This is a genomic window from Alcaligenes sp. LTN-3 (assembly GCF_059735605.1).
Genome location: NZ_JCAPDN010000002.1, coordinates 72,023 through 95,325 on the forward strand (window position 1 = coordinate 72,023; position 23,303 = coordinate 95,325).

Annotated in this window: 26 protein-coding genes; 16 read left to right on the top strand and 10 right to left on the bottom strand. The window is 58.5% G+C overall.

Features of this window, described 5'->3' with window-relative positions; all coding sequences use genetic code 11:
• Position 1 precedes the first annotated feature (1 nt).
• The gene (locus tag AC6I6N_RS08545) at positions 2–613 is read left to right on the top strand and encodes a TetR/AcrR family transcriptional regulator (RefSeq protein ID WP_199827852.1); all 612 of its coding nucleotides are present in this window, start codon (positions 2–4) and stop codon (positions 611–613) included.
• Positions 614–661: 48 nt separating this feature from the next.
• Complete coding sequence (locus AC6I6N_RS08550; protein ID WP_497943418.1) at positions 662–1,099, top strand: acetyltransferase; 438 nt, start codon at positions 662–664, stop codon at positions 1,097–1,099.
• A gap of 170 nt (positions 1,100–1,269) precedes the next feature.
• Here AC6I6N_RS08550 and AC6I6N_RS08555 read toward each other — a convergent pair whose 3' ends face one another.
• From AC6I6N_RS08555 to AC6I6N_RS08595, 9 genes are all read right to left on the bottom strand, one after another.
• Positions 1,270–2,040, bottom strand: a complete 771-nt coding sequence (locus tag AC6I6N_RS08555; RefSeq protein WP_497943419.1) for a fumarylacetoacetate hydrolase family protein — start codon at positions 2,038–2,040, stop codon at positions 1,270–1,272.
• A gap of 6 nt (positions 2,041–2,046) precedes the next feature.
• Entirely contained in the window at positions 2,047–2,712 is a 666-nt protein-coding gene (locus AC6I6N_RS08560) for an aspartate/glutamate racemase family protein (protein WP_497943420.1), read from the bottom strand.
• Positions 2,713–2,719: 7 nt separating this feature from the next.
• Positions 2,720–3,358 carry a flavin reductase family protein gene (locus AC6I6N_RS08565; protein ID WP_249460953.1) on the bottom strand — a complete coding sequence of 213 codons (639 nt, stop codon included), beginning with the start codon at positions 3,356–3,358 and terminating at the stop codon, positions 2,720–2,722.
• A 1-nt stretch (position 3,359) separates the two neighbouring features.
• Positions 3,360–4,616, bottom strand: coding sequence for an N-carbamyl-l-glutamate amidohydrolase ErtE (ertE, locus tag AC6I6N_RS08570; RefSeq protein ID WP_497943421.1), 1,257 nt, complete (start codon positions 4,614–4,616; stop codon positions 3,360–3,362).
• Complete coding sequence (ertD, locus tag AC6I6N_RS08575; RefSeq protein ID WP_094195404.1) at positions 4,613–5,980, bottom strand: hydantoin-5-propionate amidohydrolase; 1,368 nt, start codon at positions 5,978–5,980, stop codon at positions 4,613–4,615. The genes ertE and ertD overlap by 4 nt, the downstream gene beginning before the upstream one ends.
• 122 nt (positions 5,981–6,102) lie before the next feature.
• Positions 6,103–7,611 (bottom strand): amidohydrolase family protein, encoded by a 1,509-nt coding sequence (locus AC6I6N_RS08580; protein ID WP_108728255.1) that lies wholly within the window; start codon positions 7,609–7,611, stop codon positions 6,103–6,105.
• Positions 7,608–8,432: an ABC transporter permease gene (locus tag AC6I6N_RS08585; RefSeq protein WP_094195406.1), complete on the bottom strand. Its 825-nt coding sequence runs from the start codon at positions 8,430–8,432 to the stop codon at positions 7,608–7,610. Before AC6I6N_RS08585 ends, AC6I6N_RS08580 begins: the two co-directional genes overlap by 4 nt.
• The gene (locus tag AC6I6N_RS08590) at positions 8,432–9,193 is read right to left on the bottom strand and encodes an ABC transporter ATP-binding protein (protein WP_108728254.1); all 762 of its coding nucleotides are present in this window, start codon (positions 9,191–9,193) and stop codon (positions 8,432–8,434) included. The genes AC6I6N_RS08585 and AC6I6N_RS08590 overlap by 1 nt, the downstream gene beginning before the upstream one ends.
• 62 nt (positions 9,194–9,255) lie before the next feature.
• Positions 9,256–10,269: an ABC transporter substrate-binding protein gene (locus AC6I6N_RS08595; protein WP_497943422.1), complete on the bottom strand. Its 1,014-nt coding sequence runs from the start codon at positions 10,267–10,269 to the stop codon at positions 9,256–9,258.
• Positions 10,270–10,419: 150 nt separating this feature from the next.
• Here AC6I6N_RS08595 and AC6I6N_RS08600 point away from each other — a divergent pair, with 150 nt between their 5' ends.
• From AC6I6N_RS08600 to AC6I6N_RS08625, 6 genes are all read left to right on the top strand, one after another.
• Positions 10,420–11,328 (top strand): LysR family transcriptional regulator, encoded by a 909-nt coding sequence (locus AC6I6N_RS08600; RefSeq protein ID WP_094195409.1) that lies wholly within the window; start codon positions 10,420–10,422, stop codon positions 11,326–11,328.
• A 245-nt stretch (positions 11,329–11,573) separates the two neighbouring features.
• Complete coding sequence (locus tag AC6I6N_RS08605) at positions 11,574–12,533, top strand: substrate-binding periplasmic protein (protein ID WP_497943423.1); 960 nt, start codon at positions 11,574–11,576, stop codon at positions 12,531–12,533.
• A gap of 86 nt (positions 12,534–12,619) precedes the next feature.
• Entirely contained in the window at positions 12,620–13,351 is a 732-nt protein-coding gene (locus AC6I6N_RS08610; RefSeq protein WP_108728252.1) for an amino acid ABC transporter ATP-binding protein, read from the top strand.
• Between the two features lie 8 nt (positions 13,352–13,359).
• Positions 13,360–14,031 carry an amino acid ABC transporter permease gene (locus AC6I6N_RS08615; RefSeq protein WP_108728251.1) on the top strand — a complete coding sequence of 224 codons (672 nt, stop codon included), beginning with the start codon at positions 13,360–13,362 and terminating at the stop codon, positions 14,029–14,031.
• A 12-nt stretch (positions 14,032–14,043) separates the two neighbouring features.
• Positions 14,044–14,712 carry an amino acid ABC transporter permease gene (locus tag AC6I6N_RS08620; protein WP_094195413.1) on the top strand — a complete coding sequence of 223 codons (669 nt, stop codon included), beginning with the start codon at positions 14,044–14,046 and terminating at the stop codon, positions 14,710–14,712.
• A 14-nt stretch (positions 14,713–14,726) separates the two neighbouring features.
• On the top strand, positions 14,727–15,632 hold the full coding sequence (locus tag AC6I6N_RS08625; protein ID WP_125277351.1) for a dihydrodipicolinate synthase family protein: 906 nt from the start codon (positions 14,727–14,729) through the stop codon (positions 15,630–15,632).
• Positions 15,633–15,708: 76 nt separating this feature from the next.
• On the opposite strand, the gene AC6I6N_RS08630 is transcribed toward AC6I6N_RS08625, so the two are convergent.
• Positions 15,709–15,849 (bottom strand): hypothetical protein, encoded by a 141-nt coding sequence (locus tag AC6I6N_RS08630; RefSeq protein ID WP_497943424.1) that lies wholly within the window; start codon positions 15,847–15,849, stop codon positions 15,709–15,711.
• A 629-nt stretch (positions 15,850–16,478) separates the two neighbouring features.
• Here AC6I6N_RS08630 and AC6I6N_RS08635 point away from each other — a divergent pair.
• The 8 genes from AC6I6N_RS08635 to AC6I6N_RS08670 all read left to right on the top strand — a co-directional run bounded on the left by AC6I6N_RS08635 (position 16,479) and on the right by AC6I6N_RS08670 (position 23,190).
• Entirely contained in the window at positions 16,479–17,036 is a 558-nt protein-coding gene (locus AC6I6N_RS08635) for a methylated-DNA--[protein]-cysteine S-methyltransferase (RefSeq protein WP_125277352.1), read from the top strand.
• Between the two features lie 125 nt (positions 17,037–17,161).
• Positions 17,162–18,652, top strand: coding sequence for an aldehyde dehydrogenase family protein (locus AC6I6N_RS08640; RefSeq protein WP_125277353.1), 1,491 nt, complete (start codon positions 17,162–17,164; stop codon positions 18,650–18,652).
• A 91-nt stretch (positions 18,653–18,743) separates the two neighbouring features.
• On the top strand, positions 18,744–19,616 hold the full coding sequence (locus tag AC6I6N_RS08645) for a transporter (RefSeq protein WP_108728247.1): 873 nt from the start codon (positions 18,744–18,746) through the stop codon (positions 19,614–19,616).
• 31 nt (positions 19,617–19,647) lie between these two features.
• Positions 19,648–20,820: an amine dehydrogenase large subunit gene (locus tag AC6I6N_RS08650; protein WP_125277354.1), complete on the top strand. Its 1,173-nt coding sequence runs from the start codon at positions 19,648–19,650 to the stop codon at positions 20,818–20,820.
• A 1-nt stretch (position 20,821) separates the two neighbouring features.
• Positions 20,822–21,364, top strand: a complete 543-nt coding sequence (locus tag AC6I6N_RS08655; RefSeq protein WP_094195419.1) for a MauE/DoxX family redox-associated membrane protein — start codon at positions 20,822–20,824, stop codon at positions 21,362–21,364.
• 9 nt (positions 21,365–21,373) lie between these two features.
• Complete coding sequence (mauD, locus tag AC6I6N_RS08660; RefSeq protein WP_094195420.1) at positions 21,374–22,015, top strand: methylamine dehydrogenase accessory protein MauD; 642 nt, start codon at positions 21,374–21,376, stop codon at positions 22,013–22,015.
• Positions 21,999–22,550 (top strand): methylamine dehydrogenase light chain, encoded by a 552-nt coding sequence (locus AC6I6N_RS08665; protein ID WP_108728244.1) that lies wholly within the window; start codon positions 21,999–22,001, stop codon positions 22,548–22,550. Before mauD ends, AC6I6N_RS08665 begins: the two co-directional genes overlap by 17 nt.
• 139 nt (positions 22,551–22,689) lie before the next feature.
• Entirely contained in the window at positions 22,690–23,190 is a 501-nt protein-coding gene (locus tag AC6I6N_RS08670; RefSeq protein WP_108728243.1) for a cytochrome c family protein, read from the top strand.
• Positions 23,191–23,303: the final 113 nt, after the last annotated feature.

A 23,303-nucleotide genomic window follows, 5' to 3' on the forward strand; every position in this document is an offset into this window, starting at 1 on the left:
GATGAGTGAAAAAGAAGACAGTGCCACGCGAATTCGACAGGCCGCTGCCCAGATTTTGATGGAAGTGGGGGTACGTGCTGCGACCACCCGCATGGTGACCGAGCGGGCGGGGGTGGGCCGTGGGCTGTTAAATCATTACTTTCGTTGGTCCGAATTACGGGCCGATGCCTGGGGCGAGATTTTTGACCAGTTGCTGGATCAGGAGGCGCAAGCCTCGCAAGAACCGCAGGCCTTGATGGAAAGTTACCTGAACAGTGCCTTTGAACAGAACAATCGCATTTACTGGTTCTTGTGGCTGGAGGCTGCCGACCTGGCCAAAACCGATGCGGCACTGGCGGTGGTGATGACACGGGTACAACGCCGGATGCTGGAACAGTTGGCCTCCTACCTGAGACTCGGGACCGAACAAGGACTGTGGCAAGCGCCCGATCCTGAAGGTACCGCGTTGCGGCTGTCCGCCTTGTATGACGGCCTAGCCAATATGTTGCTGACCCAGTCTACGCAACTGAGCCCGGAACAAGCCGAGCAGCATTTGCGACGTCTGTTTTTTCTGGAAGCCCGGCCGGTTTCGGCGGACAGTACAGGCCAGGCAGAGCCAGTGCGTGGTTGTTAGGCGTGATCCCCCTGCTGTGAAAACCAGATGAACCCCTAAAAGGGAAAGATGATGAATATTCGCCATTCGCGCCCGGAGGACGGGCAACGTGCTGTTGAAATCTGGCGCAAGGCCGTTGATGCTACACACGACTTTTTATCCGCTCAGGATCGTCAGGAAATTGATGAACTGGTCTGCGGTTTTCTGCCTCAGGCCAGCTTGTGGCTGGCGGTGGACGAGACGGACTACCCGCTGGCTTTCATGCTGATTGATGAAGGCCATATGCAGGCCTTGTTTGTGGACCCGGACAGCCGGGGAACGGGTATGGGCAAGGCTTTGGTACTGCACGGCTTGAGCCTGCATCCCACCATGACCACCGATGTGAATGAACAGAATGGGCAAGCCGTGGGCTTCTACGAAAAAATGGGCTTCAAGCGGGTTGGCCGCTCGCCTGTGGACGATCAGGGCAGGCCTTATCCACTGATTCATCTGCAATATCAGGCTTGATGTGTATCGCATGGTCTGATGCTTGGGTCTTTGTCTCCCAAGGCCCGTCACTATTGGCAAATCGGCTTTGCACGCGGCATTCCCTGCAACAGCAGTGCAGGGCTTGTGCTGCCTGATGAGAGGCTCTGTCAGGCAAAGCCAGCGCCGTTTTGGACGCTGGCTTTGTGCTTTTATGCACAGATAAAGTCCAGCTCACCAACCCCTTGAATGGCGGCCTGAATCCGGTCGCCGGGAGCGGCATACAGCATGGGCAGGCACGTGCCGGTAATGATGACCTGACCCTTTTGCAGCCCGCCAAGATGGTGGCTGCCCTGATTGGCCAGCCAGATCAGCAGCCGTGTCAGCTCGCCGGCCGGATTCTGGTTCGGGCCTTGCAGCGCGGGCTGTTGGCCCACTTGCAGGCGCGCCCATTCAGGTTGCAGCAGTGTCATATCCTGCGCGGCGATCCCTTGCGCCTGATGGACCAGCGCACCGTGGCTGGCCAGGTCGGCCAGGGTGGATAGACGACCCACGGTGTCACGCTGCACAAAACGCGATTCGACAATCTCGACTGCCACACAAACCTGGCTGATCGCCTGCCAGATTTGCTCTAAGGAATAGGGTGTCTGGCCGGGTGGCAAGTCCTGGCCCAGAATCAGGCCGATTTCCACTTCTATGCCTCGCAAAGACAGGCTTTCAGCGGCAGGTGCATTGGGGCTGGCGTAACGAAAGCGTTGGGGCAGGGGGGCGCAGGTAGGCGGGGCTACGCTATTGGCCGCGCCGACTTTCCAGCCACCTAGGGGGCCCAAGGCGTCCATTTGCATGGCTTGAACGCGATAAGCCTGATCAAAAGACACAGGGCGCAGCGCCTCGGGCCAGTCCTCGATAGGGCGATTCTCGTATCGTGCCTGAAGCAGCCGCTGCGCGGTTGCCAGACAGCCGGCTTGCTGTGTATTGCTCATCAAGGTTTACCAGCCTAACAAGCAACGGCCCAAGGCAGCTGCAACAGTGGCCTGCGTAGGCTCCACGACAGCAATGCCCAAAGCCTGTTCCAACGCCTCGCGCTGATTGGCCATACCAGCACAACCCAGCACTACAACATCGGCACCGTGCTCATCACGCAGGCGTTGGCCCACTTCCGTCAGGCATTGCAGGGTTTTTTTCTCATCAGCCAGTTCCGACACGCCCATATTGATAGCCAGATCGGCTGCCAAACGGTCCGTCACACCCATCGCGCCAAAGTAACGCAGGTGACGCGGGATGGAGGTCTGCAAAATGGACAGCACGCCAAAGCGCTGGCCCAGCGACAAGGCGGTCAGCACGCCGGTTTCGGCAATGCCCAATACAGGCACATTCACCGTTTCGCGCAAGGTGTATAGGCCGGGGTCGCTAAAGCAGGCCACCACATAGGCAGCGGCGTCTTCTTTGACACTCAGGGCCTGGGCGCGCAGGTGGGGAATCAGGGAGTCGATATCGGTTTGGCTTTGTACACCTGCCGGGCCTTGAGGCAGGCGCAGGCAGGAGATGGCCGGGCCATCAGACAGACGCAAAGGCTGGACAGCACGGTCCAGGCCGTCCGTTACGATCTGGCTGGAATTGGGGTTCAGAACGTAGATATGAGGGCGACGGTTCATGATGTTGTTATGTTTGGGTGGGCGGTGGCCCGTTTGGGTGGCTTAATTTTTCTGACTGAAAGCGGCCCTGCAGGCCGACATACCAGTCAGAACCATGCAGGCGCCCGATCGGGTCGTACGCGTCTATATCAATGCGCCCTTCAGGCGTCAGGATGGTGTTATCGCAGTGCATATGCAGAATTTCGCCAATGACGATATGGCGTAGCGGGCCCAGGTCCAGCGCGGTGTGCAAACGGCACTCAAACTGCACTGGGCATTGGGCGATACGGGGCGGCTGCACCTGCACGCTGGGGGCCAGATCCAGGCCCGCTTGCAGATGCTCGGCCTGCCCGGTCGGGTAGGCAATGCCGCAGATATTCATGGCGTGTGCCAGCTTGGCACTGATCAGGTTCACCACAAACTGGCCGGTGGCCAGAATATTGCGGGTGGTGTCCTTCAGGCCATCGGCAGAGTGCGCATCGTTTTCCAGGCCCAGTGCCAGCACGGCAGGCGCTGAACCCATCACATTGAAAAAGCTGAAAGGGGCCGTGTTCACGCGCCCCTGCTGGTCGCAGCTTGTGACCAGGGCAATGGGGCGCGGCAACACGGTGTTGACCAACAAGCGGTAGCGTTCGCGTTCGCTGAGCTGATCACAGGACCAGTCCATGTCAGTTCCTCTGGTCCAACATGACAACGGTCTGATACAGAACCCGCGTACCGTCCAAAAGCTGCTCGGAAGTAATGGATTCTTCGGGGCAATGGCTGCGGCCATTCAGGCAAGGAATGAAGATCATGCCCATGGGGCCGCTGGGTGCCATGTACACCGCATCGTGACCGGCTCCGCTAGGCATGACCATGCTCTGGTATCCCAACGCACTGGCGGCCTGCTCGATAATGTTCATCACATCCGGCGTGCAGTCTGTGGGCTTGGCCAGGCTGACTTGCGCCGCGTCCAGACCCAGGCCCATGGCCTCGATTTCCGGGCGCAGCTGGGCCAGCAGTTCTTCGGTAAAGTTCTGCATCAGCTCCTGACGGTCGCTGCGTACTTCCACCATCATTTCTACGCGTCCGGGAACGGCATTGGAGGCGTTGGGCGTCAGGTTCAGGTTGCCAATGGTAGCGACCAGATAGTCTGGCCCACCCAGCGCACGGCGAGCCTTGCGGTCCACTGCATTGATGATCAGGCTGGCACCGACCAGGGCATCACGGCGGATGTCCATGGGTGTGGTGCCAGCATGGTCTGGACGACCCGTGATGATGATGCGGTGGCGGCAAATGCCCACGATATTGCTGACCACACCAATGGGCAGACTGCGCGATTCCAGCACCGGCCCTTGTTCGATATGCAACTCGACAAAAGCGGCAGTATCACCGGGTGCACGACGGGCCTGGGCCAGTTCCTGGGGGCGGCCACCGATACGGGCAATGCCTTGTGCCAGTGTTTCGCCCTGTGGATTGCGTTCGGCCAGCATGGCCTCGGACAGAACTCCGCCCATGGCGCGGCTGCCTACGCAGGACACGCCATAGTCGCTAGGTTCCTCAGACAGAAAATCCACCACTTCAAAAGGGTGGTCTAGCTGGATGTTCTGCTCGTTCAGGCAACGGGCGACTTCCAGCCCGGCCAGTACGCCGATAATGCCGTCGTAGCGCCCGCCATACATCACGGTGTCGCAGTGCGAGCCGGTCGTAATCGGTGCCAGACCGGGCTTGCGTCCTTCGCGGCGACCGATCAGATTGCCGGCGGCATCCACGCGTACTGTCAGGCCCGCTTCCTCGAACTGTTTCAGCAACCACTGACGCGATTGCAGAAACAGATCGGAGAAGGCGCGACGGGTCCAGGGCTGGTCGGGTAGCGTGAACGCGGCCAGCTCCTGAGTGCTGCGCCACAGACGCTCCTGGTTCAGCAAGGGCATGGCCAGACTCATGACAGTTCGCCTGCTTTGTGCGGACGGATGAACTGACCGTCGCCCGCCGCGTTACGCACGGTTTTGCCGTCCCAGGCCAGTTGGCCGCGCACATAGGTGGCTTCCACACGTACTTGGAACTCGCGGTCCTCGAAGGAGCTCCAGGTCACGGCGGACAGGCTGTTGGACGGGTCAAAGCGGTAGGTTTCGGGTTTGACGATCACGATGTCGGCGTCTGCTCCTACATTCAGCGAGCCCTTGCGGTGTTCCAGCAGAAAGTGTTGAGCAGGGCCCCAGCACAACTGTTTGACGACCATGGTGGGGGAAATGCCGTGCTCGGCGCAGCCTGTCCAGAAGGCGGGCAGCAGGGTTTCCAGACCAGGACCACCGGAGGAGTTCTGGAACACATTGTCAAACTGCTTGCGCTCCAGGCCCCAGCTCACGTGGTCGGAGGACACGAAGGTACATTCGTCGTTGGCAATGTGGGTCCAGAGCAGATCCATTTCCGCCTTGGGGCGAATCGGTGGGTAGTGCTTGGTCTTGGCACCGAAGCGGCGGGTGTGCTCTTCGTGGTTCAGCATCAGGTACTGCACGCAGGTTTCAATCGAGGCCTTGTGGCCTGCCTGACGGTACATATTGCAGATTTCAAAACCGCGCGACAGGGACACGTGCACGGCGTGGGCACGGGCACCGGTCTGGGCACCGATTTCGTAAATAGCGCTGGTGGCCAGGTTTTCAATCAAAGGTGTGTGGGCGCGCAAGAATGCGTCCCAGCCCGTATCACCAGCTTCGACCATGCGCTTGATGTTCTTGCGAGTCAGTTCCTGGTCCTGGTTGTGCACACCGCAAGCCAGGCCGGAGGGGGCGATCAGGCGGAAGGCTTCCATCAGGATGTCTTCTTCCACGCGCGGGAAGCGGTTGGGGCTGGCTTCAAAGGTAGAGAATTTGAAGCCGCACACGCCGCCTTCAATTAGGCCTGCCGCCGCTTCCAAACCATGCTGGTCGTTCAGGGTGCCGTAGCAGGCCACGTCCACGTGGCAGTCACTTTCAATGCGGGCAATCTTGTCGTCCAGTTGCGGACGGGAGGCAACGGGTTCGGGATCGTCGTAAGGCATTTCCACCATGGTGGTCACGCCACCGGCGGCGGCCGCACGCGAGGCCCAGCCCAGCCCTTCCTGATTGGCCTGGCTGCCCGAGTGCACCTGGCCGTCCAGCACGCCGGGCATCACCCACATGCCACGCGCATCTACGTGCTCGCGGGCCGAGGGGGCCGCGCCAACGCCACGGGCTGCTACGCGACCTTCCCGCACGGCCAGCCAGCCGTCCGTGATGATGCGGTCGCGCTCAACAATATTTCCTCGTACTACCAGATCGAAGTCGCTCATTATTTTCCTCCTTGGATGGCTCGGGCCCGCGCATGTCGCGTGTCCGTAATCGTGTTCGTTTCTATGATTGAAGCAAATTCAATCATGAATGTCGTATGCCTATTTATCGGTAAAACATAACGTCATGTTAAGTCTTGCTTGGAGTGCGCCCAGCGCTGTACGTGATAGCGGTCATGGCCCAGGCACAGGCAGAAAGAGCCCACCGCCTTGGCCAGTTTTTCCGTGATGTGACGCTTGTCATAGGTGTTGCGCGTGATGCGTTCCTGGGCCTGCTCCACTTGCTGGCGCAGGTGCGGCATATTCACTTGGGTTAACTGTCGGTCGCGCACGGCAAACTGGCCGTCGACCATCACATGGCGCAGCGCCAGGCCGTCTTCCAGATGCACTAATTGGTTGACCGTGTTGTTACGCGGAATCCAGTTGATATGGCCCAGATCCAGAAACACGATGTCGGCCTTGCGGCCCGGTTCCAGACGCCCCAACTGCTCGCCCATGCCCAGACAGCGGGCACTGCCCTCCGTCGCTGCATACAGCGCTTGTTCGGTTGTGACCCAGCGTTCCGTATCCGGGCCGCGCACCTTGGACGAGAAAGAGGCCAGACGCATGGCTTCGTACATGTTCTGGTTATCGCCACTGTTTGAGCCGTCCGTGCCCAGGCCCACGGTAATACCGCGTTCCAGCATGGCGTTTACATCGGCAATCCCATTACCTAAACGCATATTGCTGCCGGGGTTGTGGGCCACCATGGCGCCGCGCGAGGCCAGAATGTCCAGATCGCGTTCGTCCAGCCAGATGGCGTGCGCCAGGGTGAAGCGGGGCGAGATCAGGCCCAGCGTGTCCAGATGCTGAACAATAGTGGTGCCATAACGCTTCATGCCGGTCAGGGCTTGCACATAGGACTCGCCAACGTGGCTGTGCAGGCCGATAGTGCGTTCTGCGCTGATTTCACCGCAGGTTTGCAGGAACTCGTCCGAGCACAGCATGGGAATGGTTGGCGCCAAAGCCACGCGAATGCGCTCGGGGTTGCGCTGCTGGTCCAGAAAGTCTGTCAGACCCGATAGCGTGGCCCGAAACGACTGGGGTGCCAGTTGGGCCACAAACTTCTGCAGTTCTTCCGGCAGGGCGTCGATCAGGCCGGGCACGGATTGGTAAAAAGACAGGTCCGCCATCATGGGGGCGACGGTGGCCCGCATACCGGCATCCATATAGGCCTGGGCGACGGCATTCATGCCTTCCGCCGTGGGGACGGGGACCTCAGAATACAGGTCGTAGCTGGCGGTACAGCCTTTGAGCAGCATTTCTGCCGCGTTTAGCTGCGTGCTCAGGTACTTGTCTTCCAGATGACGGTCGCCATTGATCCAGGGGCCTGCTGTCAACAACAGTTCCAGTGACCAGCGATCCCCCATGGCCTTGGCATAGGTGCCGTGGCCGTGGGTGTGGGCGTTGATCAGGCCGGGATGCAGCAGTTGGTCATCCGCTTGCACTACCGTGGTGTCAAAGGGGGCGGGCAGGCCGGGCGGTCCCATGGCTTCGATCACGCCATTCTTGATCAGAATGTCCAAAAGCTCGGCTTTGGCGTGAGCGTGAGCCAGCACCAGGCCCCCACGGATGACCGTATAAGGGGATGTCATGATCCGCTCCGATTGTCTTTGATTGCCCAAGGGAACAGGATGCGTTCGGCGGCAGAGATCACCTGGAAGAACACAATACCCAGCACCGACAAGATGGCCATGGCGCCAAAGGCCACTGGCGTCTTGAAGAAGGCGGTGGAGGTGGTGATCAGGTAGCCCAGGCCTTGGTCGGCCGCTACAAACTCACCCACCACCGCGCCGACGACGGACAAGGTGATGGCGACCTTCAGGCCCGAGAAAATAAAGGGCACGGCAAAGGGCAGACGGATACGGAAGAACTCTTGCATACGGGTGGCACGGCAGGCACGGACCAGCTCGATCAGCTCGGGCGGGGCGGCCAGCAGGCCAGCGGTCATGGAGATCACCAGCGGGAAAAACGCGACCAAAAAAGTCACCACGACACGCGGCAGCTCAGTAGGTCCAAAGATAATCACCAGAATCGGGGCCAGGGCCACCTTGGGGATGGACTGAGTCAGAATCAGCAGCGGGTAAATCGCCTGCTCGAAAAAACGCGAGTAGGTAATCAGCACGGCCAGCGGGAAGCTCACCACAATGGACAGCAAAAAGCCCAGCATGATGGTGCGCGTGGACACCAGCGTGTGCATCAGCATGGCCTCTTTCATTTGCATGGAATCGGCCCAGATGCGCGAGGGGGCAGGCACCAGGTATTCAGGGATATCAAACAGGCGGCTGGCCAGTTCCCACAGAATGACCACGGCAATCAGGGTGATGGCCGGGACGGTAATTTCATTGAAATCGCGCAGGCGCAGTCGTCGCTTGCGCACGGGCGCGGCGACCAGGGTTTGAGTTTGCTCGCTCATCAAGCCACCTCGTGTTGGAAAATAAGTTCACGCACGGCGGCGGCACAGCGTGTGAATTCCAGCGTGCCCACCAGGGAAAAGTCGCGTTCGCGGGGCAGGTTCACATCCAGAATTTCGCTAATCTGGCCGGGGCGTGGCGACATCACCACAATACGGTGGCCCAGCATGACGGCTTCGGAAATCGAGTGCGTCACAAACACAATGGTTTTGGGGTCTTCGTACCAAAGGCGCAGCAGTTCCAGTGTCATGGTTTCGCGGGTCAGCGCGTCCAGTGCGCCGAAAGGCTCATCCATCAGCACCACTTTGGGGTTGTGGACCAGCGCGCGACAAATGGCCACGCGTTGTTGCATGCCGCCGGACAATTGCTTGGGGTGATGGTGCAGAAAATTGCCCAGACCGGCGGTGGTCAGCAGGCGTGTGGCGCGGCTGCGAGCCTGATCATCCAGCCGCCCCATGATGCTGGAGGGCAAGAGCGTGTTGTTCAGAATATTGGCCCAAGGCACCAGGGTGGGAGCCTGGAACACAATGCCGGTGTCCTGACGAGGGTGGGCAACGATTTCATCATCGATGCTGACGGTGCCGCTGGTGGGCATCAACAAGCCTGCAATCAGGCGCAACAGCGTGGATTTGCCACAGCCCGAGGCGCCGACGATGGCAATGATTTCGTTGTCCTGGATGTCCAGATTGATTTGTTTCAGTGCCTGAGTCTCGCGCTCGGTATGACGACCGTAGATCAGGTTCACGTCTTGAATGCGTATCACAATGCGCTCCTAGGCGCGCGCTGACCCGCCTGGGCCAAGCCAGTGCGCGCGCAAAAATCAGCTCAGGGCTTGGCTGTGCCGTTGGCTTTGACGATGAACTGCGGGTCGTAGGCTTGGTGGTAGTCCCAGGCAGGGTCCAGGCTCTGAGCTTCAACAACGGCCTCGTAGGTGGTTTTCATGCGGCCTTCTTCCAGACTGCCTACCCCGTGCTGGGCACTGAAATCGGTGTAGATATAGCCCAGCACGGCGTTCAGGTTGCCCATGCAATCATCCAGATCAATTTCTGGATTGGCCTTGACGTGGGCCTGGCAGGCGGCGTCCGGATCCTTGCGGGCGGCTTCCCAGGCTTCGATGGTGGCGTTCAGGAAGTTCTGCACCATTTGTGGGCGTTCAGCCAAGGTCTTGTCGGTGGTGAGAACGGACAGGGCGTAGATGTTGAAACCCTGCTCGCTAAAGGGCAGCACCACGATTTCCTTGCCAAAACGCTTGGCCTGCTTGTTCTGGTAGTAGTAGTTGGTGGCCAGGAAGGGAGCGGCGTCCACTTTGCCGTTGATCAGCAAGGGGGCCATAGAGGAGCCGTCTACCGTCACCCATTGGATCTTGTCGGGGTCGGTATTGGCTTTGCGTGCCACCATGGGAAAGTAAAGCTTGTGGCTGTTGCCGGGCGAGACGGCAATTTTCTTGCCCTCCAGGCCGGAGAAGTTGGTGATGCCCGAGTCCTTGAGCACAAACAGGGAGTGGGCCGAGTGCGAGAAGGTGGACGCAATGGCCTTGACGGGAGTCTGGCTGTTCTGGCGCGAGGTCAGAATGGCAGAAATATCGGCCAGGCCAATATCGGCAGCGCCACCGGCTACTTTCAGAACGGTATCGCCCGAACCGGTGCCTCGGGTGATCTTCAGGTCTATGCCGTGTTTGTCGTAAATCCCATTGGCAATGCCCGAATAGTAGGGGGCATAGTCGCCGGTGGGGATGAAGTCCAGCATCAGATGGACGTTGTCAGCGGCGTGGGCGGTGGGCGCAGCGGCGGCCAGTCCCAAGCCCAGCACCGCAAGGGTGCGCGCAAGCAGGGTTTGCATGATTTTGTCTCCGTGTCGTAGTTATGAAGCCGCTCTTTGGGCCCGTTGCGATCAAGGTGCAGCGGGATGGCAGCTTGAAAAAATTGAAACATAGGCAAATCAAAATGTCTTATGCTTATTTGTGCTCGAAACATAAGGCTACGTTAAGGGATGCTGCTCAATCTTCGTCAAATCGAGGTCTTTCGCGCCATCATGCTGACCGGTTCTATCAGCAAGGCGGCACAGTTGCTCAACGTATCGCAACCGGCCATCAGTCGCCTGCTTTCCTATACGGAATCACGCATTGGTCTGGTGCTGTTCGAGCGCATCAAGGGACGTCTGTACCCCACGCCGGAGGCGCGTCGGCTCTATCAGGAAGTGGAGCAAGTCCATAACAGTGTGCAGCGGGTTAACGAGGTGGCGACCGACCTGATCGAAAAGCGCCACGGCAGCTTGCACATTGCTGTCAGCCCCAGTCTAGGGCAAACCTTGATCCCCATGGCGGTGACGCGTTTTCGCAAAGCATTCCCGGATGTGAAGGTGTATGTGCGCACCCTGATCTCCAGTGATCTGGTGCAGGCTTTGGTCACCCAACAGGCCGAAGTGGGCGTGGCCATTGTGCCGCTGACCCATCCCAGCCTGCATGCCCAATCCATCTACGAAAACCATCTGGTGGCGGTGTTGCCCGCCAGTCATCCCTTGGCTGACAAGCAGGAGCTGGACGCCAGCGATCTGGAAGGGCTGGACTTGATTGGTTATGGCAATGACACGCCTTATGGGCAGATGGTGCAGCAGCTATTTGGTAACCGTCCGGGTGTGCCGCAACTGTCTGTAGAAGTGCGTTTGACGCATATTGCCTGTGCCATGGTGCAGGCCGGAGCCGGGATTGCGATTGTGGACGAACTGGCCGTGGCAGGCCGAGTCTGGCCGGATGTGGTGGTACGCCCCATCAATCCGCGCACCACCATGCCCTTGCACATGCTGCATTCCAATGTCGTGCCGGTTTCGCAATTGGCGCACGACTTCATGGACGTGGTGATTTCCACGGCCTCCCGAGGGATGCGGGCAGGCTGGGCCTGAGTGACTCAACAATACCGCCCCCCGCGCTGTCCCGTCGTTTGACTGCCTCTTCAAAGGGGGGACTTACCCTTAGGGCGGGCCGGCGGGAAAACACGCTGTGTTCGTGGAGTCCGCCGTGTACAGGGGACACGGAAATTCGCTTAACGCTGTGTTATGAAGAGTTAATAAAAAAGCATATGACATCAAGGTTTTGCCACCCCTAGAATTAAAGCACTACAAACAGAAAATGATGGCAAGGAGACCTTATGCAAGGCGTAAACACTATCGCCGCGATGGTTGCGGCTGTTTCTCGCAAACACAATATGTTCCGATTGGGACATGCCCGTCTGGGACGTGCCCGTTTGGGACGCAAGGCTGGCTTGATGCTGGCTGCCGTGGCCGCTGGCCTGGCCTTGAGCCTGCCAGCACATGCAGACAATCCCAATCAGGGCAAGAAGTTCAAAGTCGCGGCTGACGTGGGCCTGGTGCCGTTCTTCATGCGTGGCACCGACGGCAAGATGGATGGTTTTTCCAACGACCTGACCCAGGAAGTGGCCCAGCGCATGGGTTATGACGGTGTCGAGGTCATCGATACGCCGTTTTCCGCTATTTTTGCAGGCTTGTTTTCCAGCCGCTATGACATGGTGGCCGCCCCCACCAACACCACGCGGGAACGTGCCGAGCAAATGCTGTTTGCCGAACCGTATATGGCAGGCGGCCTGAGCTTTCTGGCTAAAAAAGGTGCCACCGTCAATGCGCTGGAAGAGCTGAAAGGCAAGACCATTGCCGTCAATAACGGTAGTTTCTCGGATCGCTGGTTGCAAGAGAACCAGGAAAAGTACGGCTACAAGATTCAGCGCTTTAACAAGAACACGGATGCGGTGCAGGCTGTGGCCATTGGTCGTGCTTTTGCCAATATGTCCGAAACTCCTTTGGCCCGCTACATCGCCACAAAAACCCCCGCTCTGGCCCCGGTCTACGACATGACCACCGAGGCCAACTATGCCTTTGCCTTTCGCAAAGACGACACCGCCTTGCGTAACCGTGTAGATGAAGTGCTGGAATGCATGAAGCAGGATGGCTCGCTATCGAAGCTGCATGTGAAATGGTTTGGTACGGAACCCAATGCCGGTACCGCCATGACAGTCGTTTTTCCCGGTTATGGCGCGCCTGACTACCCTGGTTACGAGCCCACCGAGCACACCCCCGACTGCTCCCGTCCTTAAAGCGCCATCGCGCTGTTTCTCTAGCTATACGGCCCTGCAGGGGCCGGTCCCCGCCTGCCCGTCGGGCAGGCGGTCAAGGAGCGACCATGAGTGAAATTGTCCGCATCCAGGGCTTGCGCAAGTCGTTTGGGCAAGCCGAAATTCTTAAAGGCATAGACCTGAGCGTCAGCACCGGCGAAGTCGTGGTGATGATTGGCGGTTCGGGCTCGGGCAAAAGTACCTGCTTGCGCTGCATCAACCGTCTGGAGACCCCTACCAGTGGCACGATTGTGGTGGCAGACAGTGATGTGACTTGTCCGCGCACCGACCTGAATCAGGTGCGTCAGAACATAGGCATGGTGTTTCAAGGCATACACCTGTACCCGCACATGACGGCGCTGGGCAATGTGATGCTCGCGCTGCGCAAGGTGAAAAAAGTCCCCAAGGCGCAGGCTGAAGAGCAGGCTCGCCACCATCTGGAACAAGTGGGCCTGGCCGAACGTATCGAGCACTATCCCAGCCAGTTGTCCGGTGGCCAGCAGCAGCGTGTGGGCATTGCCCGCGCTTTGGCGCTGGAACCCAAAGTCATGCTGTTTGACGAGCCTACCTCGGGCCTGGACCCCGAGCTGGTCGGTGAAGTGTTGAACGTCATGAAACGTACCCGCGATGCGGGCATGACCATGGTGATTGTCACGCACGAGATGCAGTTTGCCCGCGAAGTGGGGGACCGTATTGTGTTCATGGACCAGGGCGTGATCCTGGACCAGGGCAGCCCCGATGAAATTCTGTGTAAACCGCGTCACAAGCGGATTCAGGATTTTCTGAGCCGCATGAACTGAGGTCGGCCATGGATCAGATTGTTTATTACTTCTTTAACTGGACGCTGATCAGCCCCCATTTGCCCGAGATCATGCAGGGCTTTTGGGTCACGCTGCAAATGGCTGTGATGACCGTGATTCTGGGCACCGTTCTGGGCCTGGGTCTGGCCGTGCTGCGCTGCTATGGCTGGCGTCCCGTCAATATTCTGATGACGCTGTATGTGGATGTATTTCGTGCGATTCCGCAGTTGGTCATTATTGTGCTGGTGTTCTTTGCCTTGCCCTCAGTAGGCATTGTGATTGAACCGATCCCGGCCACCGTGCTGGCCTTGAGCCTGGTGCTGTCTGCCTTTGCCGAAGAAATCTTCTGGTCCGGCATTGCGGCGGTGCCGACAGGGCAATGGGAGGCGGGCCGCTCTACCGGCATGGGTTTCAGCCAGACGCTGTTTGCCATCATCTTGCCGCAGGCTGTGCGCCTGGCGATTCCGCCGCTGACCAATCGTGCCATCGGGATTACCAAAGGCACCACGCTAGGTTCAGTCATCGCCGTGCCCGAGCTGCTGAATGTGTCCAGCAACATCCAGTCCAACATCGCCAACCCCACCGCCTTTACGGCCGGGGCCATTTTGTTCTGCCTGATTTTCTTCCCCTTCGTTCATCTGACGAGGGTGCTGGAACGGCGCTATGCGATCAAGTCGTAGGAGTGATGCGCTATGGAACTGATCGATACGTTTCTGAATCCGACCATTCTTGCCGCCAGTTGGCCGTTGCTGATGCAGGGCCTGTGGCTGACGGTCAAGCTCGCCGTCATTATTGTGCCGCTGGCCGCGTTGCTGGGCCTGATTATTGCCTGCCTGCACTATCAGCGGCATCGCTGGCTGAACCGATTGATCTTGCTGTATGTGGATTTCTTTCGTGCCTTCCCGCCTTTGGTGTTGCTGATCTTCATTTACTACGGCCTGCCGTTCCTGGGCCTGCCCTTGAATGAATTTTCCGCCACGGTGCTGGCGCTGGTGCTCAACAGCAGTGGCTATTTTGCGGAGATTTTCCGCGCTGGGCTGGAGTCGGTCTCGCCCGGGCAGAACGAGGCGGCACGCTCGACTGGCCTGAATGCCCGTCAGGCCATGGCCTATGTGGTCGTGCCCCAGGGTGTGCGCAATGTGATTCCGGATCTGGCCAGCAACACGTTGGAAGCCATCAAGCAGACCTCGATTGCCTCGGCCGTGGCCTTGCCCGAGCTGTTGCGTTCTGCCCAGATCATGCAGGGCGAGACCTACAGCCAGACACCGCTGATAGCTGCTGCGCTGATTTACTTCCTTCTTCTGTGGCCCTTGGTACGCATGATTTCGCGTATGCAAAAGCCGTTTGTCATTCCACGTTGAGCCTAAGCGTAACTATGAAAAATAAAGGTGTCTTTTCCATTTGCCCCACCCCCTTCAAACCGGGTGGCGAGCTGGATTTGCAAAGCCTGGTCAGTCTGGTGAATTTCCAGCTTGAAGCCGGTATTCACGGACTGGCAATCTTGGGGGTGATGGGCGAGCTGCATAAGCTCAGCACCTTCGAGCGCCGTCGTGTCATTGAAACTGTGGTGGCCGCGGTGCGGGGCGCGGTGCCGGTCTGGGTGGGCGTGCGTGCTCTGGGCACAGCCGCCGCCGTGGAACAGGCTCGCAGTGCCGAGGATCTGGGCGCGGATGCGATCTTTGTGGCCCCCTTGGCCGGGGCCGACGAGGACATGCAGGTGGCCTATTACCGCCAGATCGTGCAGGTGATCCGTATTCCGGTGGTGATTCATGACTTCCCGGAACTGTTTGCCGCCCGTATCAGCCCCGCCTTGGCCGTGCGCCTGAAAGGCGAGGCGGGCGTGTCCATTTTGAACTCTGAAGATCCGCCTGTTGGTCAGAAAATTACCGCCGTGCGTGGCTTGTCCGGTGATGCACTGCCTATCTTGAGTGGCCTGGGCGGCATGCATTTTCTGGAGGAACTGCAACGGGGGGCCGATGGTGTGGTTACCGGCTTTTCCTTCCCGGAAATTCTGTTGAAAGTGTATGAGCTGCATCGCCAGGGCGATCAAGAAGAAGCCGCCCGTGTCTTTGACCGTTATTGCTCGCTGATTCGCTACGAATTCCAGCCCTTGGTGGCGCTGGCGTTGCGCAAATATTCCTATATGCGCCGTGGCATCATCGCCTGCGACGCTACCCGCGATCCGGCCACGGCGCTGGATCACATCAGCCGTGACGAGTTCGAGGCCGTGGTACGCCGCGTGGGCCTGGATTTGTCCGTCAAGGGCGTGCAAACCGTTTAAACCTTGCTGTTCTTGAGTAATTGCTGCATTTGTTGGATTTGCCGGGTAAATAGCGTCTGGGGGGCCCCGGCGTTGTTTACCCGGTTTTTTTTGCTTCTTCTTCTTCTTCTTCTTCTTCTTCTTCTTCTTCTTCTTCTTTGGCCCTTGTAGAGCGGAGCTGTGTCCGAAGCAGGAGGCTGGCGAGATAAGGAAACAAGGAGCGCAAAAGTGGCTGCATGGTTAGATAGTGTCTCGTGAAAACGCCGGTCTGGGCCGGGGGGCCGTCCTCCGGGCTTGGCTTCTTGCCGGTGCTGCGCACCGGTGCCCTGGTCAGGTTTGCTATTCGGGCGCGCCCTGAACTCGCGAAAGTGCCTTGTCCGCAGGACAAAGCACAAGCATTTCGCTCAAACAGCAGGGCGCTTGTACCCCGAATAGCAAGCCCGCCTGCGGCAAGAAGCCTGAATCGCCCAGAGGACGGCCCCCCGGCCCAGACCGGCTCACAAAGACTATAAATATGAGGCATTCTTCCTTTTTTGGACTGGCTGTGTGTGGCTCTTTGGGCTGCTGTAAATGCTTAGAGGCTTGAGGGTGTCGAGGTTTGCGTGTTGATCGTCGCTCTTAACTGTTAGCGGTGGGTGTGGGGAGATACAAAAGTAGGAGCGAATTACTAGCTATTGAGTGTCTGATGCTTTGTGGGAGCATAAACCTTGCTCGGAATATCCCGCTCAACAAGCTGTCGTGCGTAATCTGGAGTTTGTCGTTTGTCTTTGACGCTAGAGCCAAAGCTGTCTGGGTGTTGCCAGGGTTTTTGAAGTGGCTAGAGTCGCGCAGTATGATCAAGCATTCTGCCCTTGGATCGGGATTGCCATGTTTGCTTATGTCGGGCTGCGTACTGCCTGCTTTGATACGCCTTTAGGGGTGATGCGTTTGCTGGTCGATGCTCAAGGTGCTTTGCTGCGCCTGGACTTCGAGGAAGAGACTGTGCATGGCCTGACGCCCGAGCAACTGGCCGGCTTGATCCCTGAACCGGCGTTGGCCGAACCTGTGCAGGAACAGTTGGACGCGTATTTTGCCGGCAAGCGGCAGCAGTTTGATCTGCCCTTCAGCCTGCAAGGCACCGAGTTTCAGCAACAGGTCTGGCAGGCCTTGCTGACGATTCCCTACGGCCAAACCTGGACTTACGGGCAAATGGCCGAGCATCTGGACCGCCCCAAAGCGGTGCGTGCCGTAGGCCAGGCTTGCGGCCTGAACCCCATCAGTATCATCGTGCCTTGCCATCGTGTGCAGGGTGCCAATGGCATGTTGACCGGCTTTAGCTCCGGCCTGCTCCGCAAAGCCAGCTTGCTGGACTTTGAGCGCCGCGTGTATTTGACCGGTGAGGCAGACTTTCAACTGAGCATGCCCGCCCAGTTGGATTTGTTCTAGCGCAGGCCAGGGTCCACTCCGTACCCAAATCAACAAGCCCCCGTGCACAGAATCACAAGTCCGGGCTTGTCCTCGTCCCTATACTGGATTCGTTAAGAATCAACTATTCCGTGTGGAGACAGACTATGGGGCAAGACGTACAACCCGAGCGCAACGCGATTCGCGAACACATGATTATTGACGGCAAGCCCGTCAGTGAGTCTCAAGGACCCACCATTCCCGTCTACGATCCCGCAACGGGACAGGTGATTGCGCACCAGCCCGAGGCCGGTACTCAAGGCGTAGATCTTGCTGTTCGTGCCGCCCGCCAGGCTTTGGAACAGGGTGAATGGGGCAAGATGCTGCCCGCCCAACGCGAGCGCCTGCTGTTGCGTTTGGCCGATCTGGTCGAAGCCAACGCCGACGAGCTGGCTCGTCTGGAAACCCTGAACAACGGCAAACTGCTGTTCTTCTCCTACGGTCTGGAAGTGGCCGCCAGCGCGCAATGGCTGCGTTACATGGCTGGCTGGGCAACCAAGATCAGCGGTGAACTGCTGTCGCCCTCTATCGCTTTTCCTCCCGGCATCAATTACCACGCTTACACCCGTCAAGAGCCTGTGGGTGTGGTGGGCGCCATCGTGCCCTGGAACTTCCCGCTGCTGATGGCCGTGTGGAAAATCGCCCCTGCCATGGCAGCGGGTTGCACCGTGGTTCTGAAGCCTGCTGAAGAGACTCCGCTGACCGCCATTCGTCTGGCCGAACTGGCTCTGGAAGCCGGTTTCCCCGCCGGTGTGATCAACGTGATCACGGGCCGTGGCGAAAGCACGGGTGCGGCGTTGACGGCTCACCCCGACGTGAACAAGATTTCCTTTACTGGCTCCACGGAAGTGGGCAAGTTGATTGGCCATCAAGCCATCAACGATATGAAGCGTATGTCTCTGGAGCTGGGCGGCAAGTCCCCCGTGGTCATCATGGACGATTGCGATGTGGACATGGCCATTCAAGGTGCAGCCAACGCCATCTTCTTTAACCAGGGTCAGGTGTGTACCGCCGGTTCGCGTCTGTTTGTTCAAAAAGGCATTTACGAGCGCGTGGTGCAGGGTGTCGCTGACTTGGCTTCCTCCATGACATTGGGCTCGGGCTTTGAACAGTCTACCCAGATTGCGCCGCTGATCTCGGCACGTCATCAGCAGCGTGTGCAGAACTACATTGAGGCGGGTCGCCAGCAAGGCGGGCGCATGTTGGCAGGCGAGGGCGCACGCCCCGAGCAGGGCTACTTCGTACGTCCTACCGTGTTTGCCGACGTGGCACCTGATGCCCGCATCATGCGTGAAGAAATCTTTGGCCCTGTGGTGGTGGCGACCCCGTTTGACACCGAGGCGCAGGCATTGGCATTGGCCAACGATACAGACTTTGGCCTGGGTGCCAGCGTCTGGAGTCAGGACCTGGCCCGGGTGCAACGTCTGACCGCCGGTATCAAGGCGGGCACGGTGTGGGTCAACACCCACAACATGCTGGACCCCAGCATGCCCTTTGGTGGCTACAAGCAGTCTGGCCTGGGTCGGGAACACGGGCGTGCGGCGGTAGAGGCTTACCTGGAGACCAAATCGGTCTGCATGGCCTATCCGGCAGCCTAGTAAGAACCTGATCAAGGACTTGATCAGGTTCAGTACAAGGGCGCGAACACAATAACGATACCGTTCGCGCCTCTTTGAGGAGACAACAATAATGTATGCAATTTTGCAGCGAACCGCGCTGGCCTTGGCTTTGAGCGGCGTCAGTGCCGGACTGGCCCATGCGGGCGACCCCAGTGCCCGGGATTGGATACCTGCTCCGGTGGGCACCAATATCGTGGCCGTCTACATGATGGGCCTGAAGTCGCATGGTTTTTATGATCAGGGTTCACGCATTGGCGATAGCCCCAAGCTGAATGTGCAAGGCATGGTTTACCGCCAGATGCACTTTCGTGAGCTGGCCGGAAAAACGGTGCAGTACGAGCTGATCGTGCCCGGCTTTCGCACCACGCTGGATGTTCCAGGGCAAGACCGTGATCGCATGACAGGGATGGGTGATGTGACTGCCGGTGCTGCCGTGTGGTTACACAACGATCCGGAAAACCGTTTCTGGTTTGCCTGGGAGCCTTTCATCACTGCACCGACGGGTCGCTACCACGGCTCGCATGCGGATGTGTCTGCTGGCAAGAACCGCTGGAGCACGATTCAGGACTTCGCGATTGTGAAAGGCTTTGGCGAGTCCTCTTTTGTGGAAGGTGTGGCGGAGTTCGAGTTCTTTGGTAATAACAAGAACTACTACGGTCAGACCCTGAAAAAAGACACGGCAATTCGTCTGATGGCCCTGGTGTCCACCAACCTGACTGAAAAGACGTATGTAGGTATGCGCTATCGCTACGAAACGGGCGGGCGCGAGCGGGTCAATGGTCAAACCACGGTGACGCGGGCGCGTAACCATCAATTGGCCGCCGAGATCACGCACCAGTTGACTGACGCTCACCAGGTGCAATTGCAGTACATCCATGATTTGAAAGTCGAAAATGGCCCGCGCATGCGCGGCCTGCAATTCCGTTATGCCTATGCGTTCTGACAGCCTGGACGCCCATGAGGAGAGACATCCAATGAAGTCTACATTTACATTAACGACCGCCGCCGCATTGCTGGGGCTGATGGTGCTGGCCGGTGGAGCACAAGCCCAGGATAAACCGCGCGAGGTCCTGACTGGCGGGCACAGCGTGTCTGCCCCCCAGGAAAACCGCATCTATGTCATGGACTCGGTGTTCAACCACCTGACCGAAAGCCGTGTACACGTTTATGACTACACCAACGGCAAGTTCCTGGGCATGGTGCCCACGGCCTTTAACGGCCACGTGCAGTTGTCTAACGACGGCAAGAAAATCTACACCATGACCACCTACCACGAGCGCATTACGCGTGGAAAGCGCTCGGACGTGGTGGAAGTGTGGGATGCCGACAAGCTGACCTTTGAAAAAGAAATTTCCTTGCCACCCAAGCGTGTTCAAGGTCTGAACTACGATGGCCTGTTCCGTCAGACCACGGACGGCAAGTTCATCGTGCTGCAAAACGCCTCGCCGGCGACTTCTATCGGGATTGTGGACGTGGCCAAGGGCGATTATGTGGAAGACGTCACCGCCGCAGCCGGTTGCTGGAGCGTGATCCCTCAGCCCAACCGTCCACGCAGCTTCATGACCATTTGTGGTGATGGTGGCCTGTTGACGATCAATCTGGGCGAAGACGGCAAGGTGGCCAGCCAGTCGCGCAGCAAGCAGATGTTCTCTGTGAAGGACGACCCGATTTTTATCGCGCCCGCTCTGGATAAGGACAAGGCGTACTTCGTGTCCTACTACGGCAATGTCTACAGTGCGGATTTCAGCGGTGACGAGGTCAAGGTGGATGGTCCCTGGTCCATGTTAAATGACGAGGACAAGGCCAAGAACTGGGTGCCCGGTGGCTACAACCTGGTGGGTCTGCATCGTGCCAGTGGCCGCATGTACGTGTTCATGCACCCGGATGGTAAAGAGGGCACGCACAAGTTCCCTGCGGCCGAAATCTGGGTCATGGATACCAAGACGAAGAAACGCCTAGCCCGTATCCCCGGACGTGATGCCTTGTCCATGACCATTGATCAGCAACGCAATCTGTTGCTGACGCTGGACGGTGGCAATGTGAACGTCTACGACATCAGCCAGCCTGAACCCAAGTTGCTGCGCACGATCGAAGGTGCGGCAGAAGCGTCCTTGCAAGTTCAGTTTCACCCAGTTGGGGGTGTCTGATATGGACCCGGTCCTGACTTATGCCAGCCTGGCTTGCTTGGCCGTGCTGATGGGGCTGGGGGCGCTGGATAAATTGCGTCACTTCAGCCTGTTCGAGGCAGCCGTTGGCGGTTATCGATTGCTGCCGGAAATGGTGTTACGACCATTCAGTGTGCTGTTTGTCGCTGCCGAGGCCTTGAGTGCGCCTTTGCTGCTGTGGCCAGCCAGCCGTTCGCTAGGGGCGATTCTGGCCCTGTGCGTCCTATTGGTCGCCACCAGTGGCATTGTGATGAACCTGCTGCGCGGCCGCCGCGATGTCGATTGCGGTTGCTCGGGGTTGGGTGAGTCCTCCGGTGGTTTGTCCTGGTGGCTGGTGGCTCGCAATGCTTTGCTGGCTGCGTTGGCCGTGGCCAGCGGTGACTGGGCTATCAGCAGTGCCCGCGAACTGGTCTGGGTGGATGGTTTGACCTTTTTTGGTGCCACCTTGGCCTTGCTGGGCCTGTACTACGCGGCTAACCAACTGATCGAATCCCATCTGAAATTCCAGAAAATGCAGAATTCTTAGGAGACCTCAATGACCGCTTTACTGATTTCCAACGTCATTTTATGGGTAATCGTACTGGCCCTGGTGGTGCTGGTACTTGCCCTGTCGCGCCAGATTGGCGTGTTGTACGAACGGGTTGCCCCCATGGGTGCCCTGACCATGGACAAAGGCCCGCAAGTGGGTGATGCCGCACCCGTCATGGAACTGCAAGACCTGCGTGGTCGTGCCCTTACCGTAGGGGTGGCTGGCCCGCGTAGCCAGTTGATTTTCTTCATGTCGCCTACCTGCCCGGTGTGCAAGAAGCTTTTGCCTATTTTGAAGTCTATTCAGGGCGCGGAAGGTCAGTGGGTCGATATTGTGCTGGCCAGTGATGGCGAGATGCCCGAGCATCTGGCTTTCTACCAGAAAGCACAACTGGACAGCTTCCCCTACGTCCTGTCCACGCAATTGGGCATGGGCTTTCAGATCAGCAAACTGCCTTATGCCGTGTTGATCGACGAGAACGGCATCGTGCGCGGCAAGGGTCTGGTCAATTCGCGTGAACAGCTCGAAAGCCTGTTTACCGCTAAAGACCTGGGTGTTGCGTCGGCGCAGGAATACTTGGCCGGTGACTCGGGCATGAAGCAAGTGCAGGTATCACGAAAGGAGAACGTCAATGCGTTGGCTGGATAAATTTGGGGAGAGCCTCTCCCGTTCTGTGGCCCACAAGACTTCGCGTCGCAGCGTGCTGCGCTCGGTGGGTAAATTAATGGTCGGTTCGGCCTTTGTGCTGCCCGTATTGCCCGTGGCTCGCGCTGCCGGTGGTGGTGGCAGCAGCAGTAGTGGTGCCGATCACATCAGTCTGAATCCCGATCTGGCCAGTGAAGACGAGGTGAACTCCTGCGACTACTGGCGTCACTGCGCGGTGGACGGCTTCCTGTGCTCTTGCTGCGGCGGCACCACCACGACGTGCCCTCCGGGCTCGACGCCGTCGCCCATCTCGTGGATTGGCACTTGCCATAACCCGCATGATGGCAAGGACTACTTGATCAGCTATCACGACTGCTGCGGCAAGACCGCTTGCGGCCGCTGCCAGTGCAATACGCAGACTCGTGAGCGTCCTGGTTACGAGTTCTTCCTGCACAATGATGTGAACTGGTGCATGGCGAACGAGAACAGTACCTTCCACTGCACGACGTCGGTATTGGTGGGTTTGGCTAAAAACTAAAAACGGCTCGCAAGGCTGTCAGGGTTGCGGAAAGAACGGCCCATTGGATGTCAGTTCTCTTCCTTCTTGGCAGACCTCAGGGTTGGAATAAGGTGCCGGGCGGCCAGGATGGCGTCCGGTCACTCAAGGAGGTATCACTGTGTGGACATCTTTGCGCCTGGCCTGTTTGGGCGTCGTACTGCTGGCGTTGACGCCTTGGGCCCATGCCCAGGAAGAGATGACCGGAACGGGCGACTACCTGCAAAGCTCCCAGGCTTTTAAAGACTATATGCTGCAATGTGCTGGCTGCCATCGCTACGATGGTCAGGGCCTGACGCAGCGTGGAATCCCCGACTTCAACCAGTCCATTGGCTTGTTTACCCGCTTGCCGGCGGGACGGGACTATATGATTCGGGTGCCCGGTGCTGCGCAGTCGCAACTGGATAATGCGGATCTGGCTCGTGTGCTGAACTGGATTGTGGCCAAATTCAGCCCCGAAGAAATGACACCCGATTACCGGCCCTTTACCTCGGCTGAGGTAGGGGCGGCACGTCATCACCGTTTTGATGATGTGCTCAAGGCGCGTACAGCGTTAACCGTCAAGATGAACAGCATGGGTTTGGAGCCCGCTCCTTATCTGTATGGCTCCATGGAGCGCTGAGATAGCGGGTTAACGACCGTAGACGCTTGAATTTTTTAGGGCTATAAGAAAAGGGGCATATCCTGCTCCTTACCCCGATCAATAGCGTTGGCCGCAAGGGCCCCTCAGGCAAT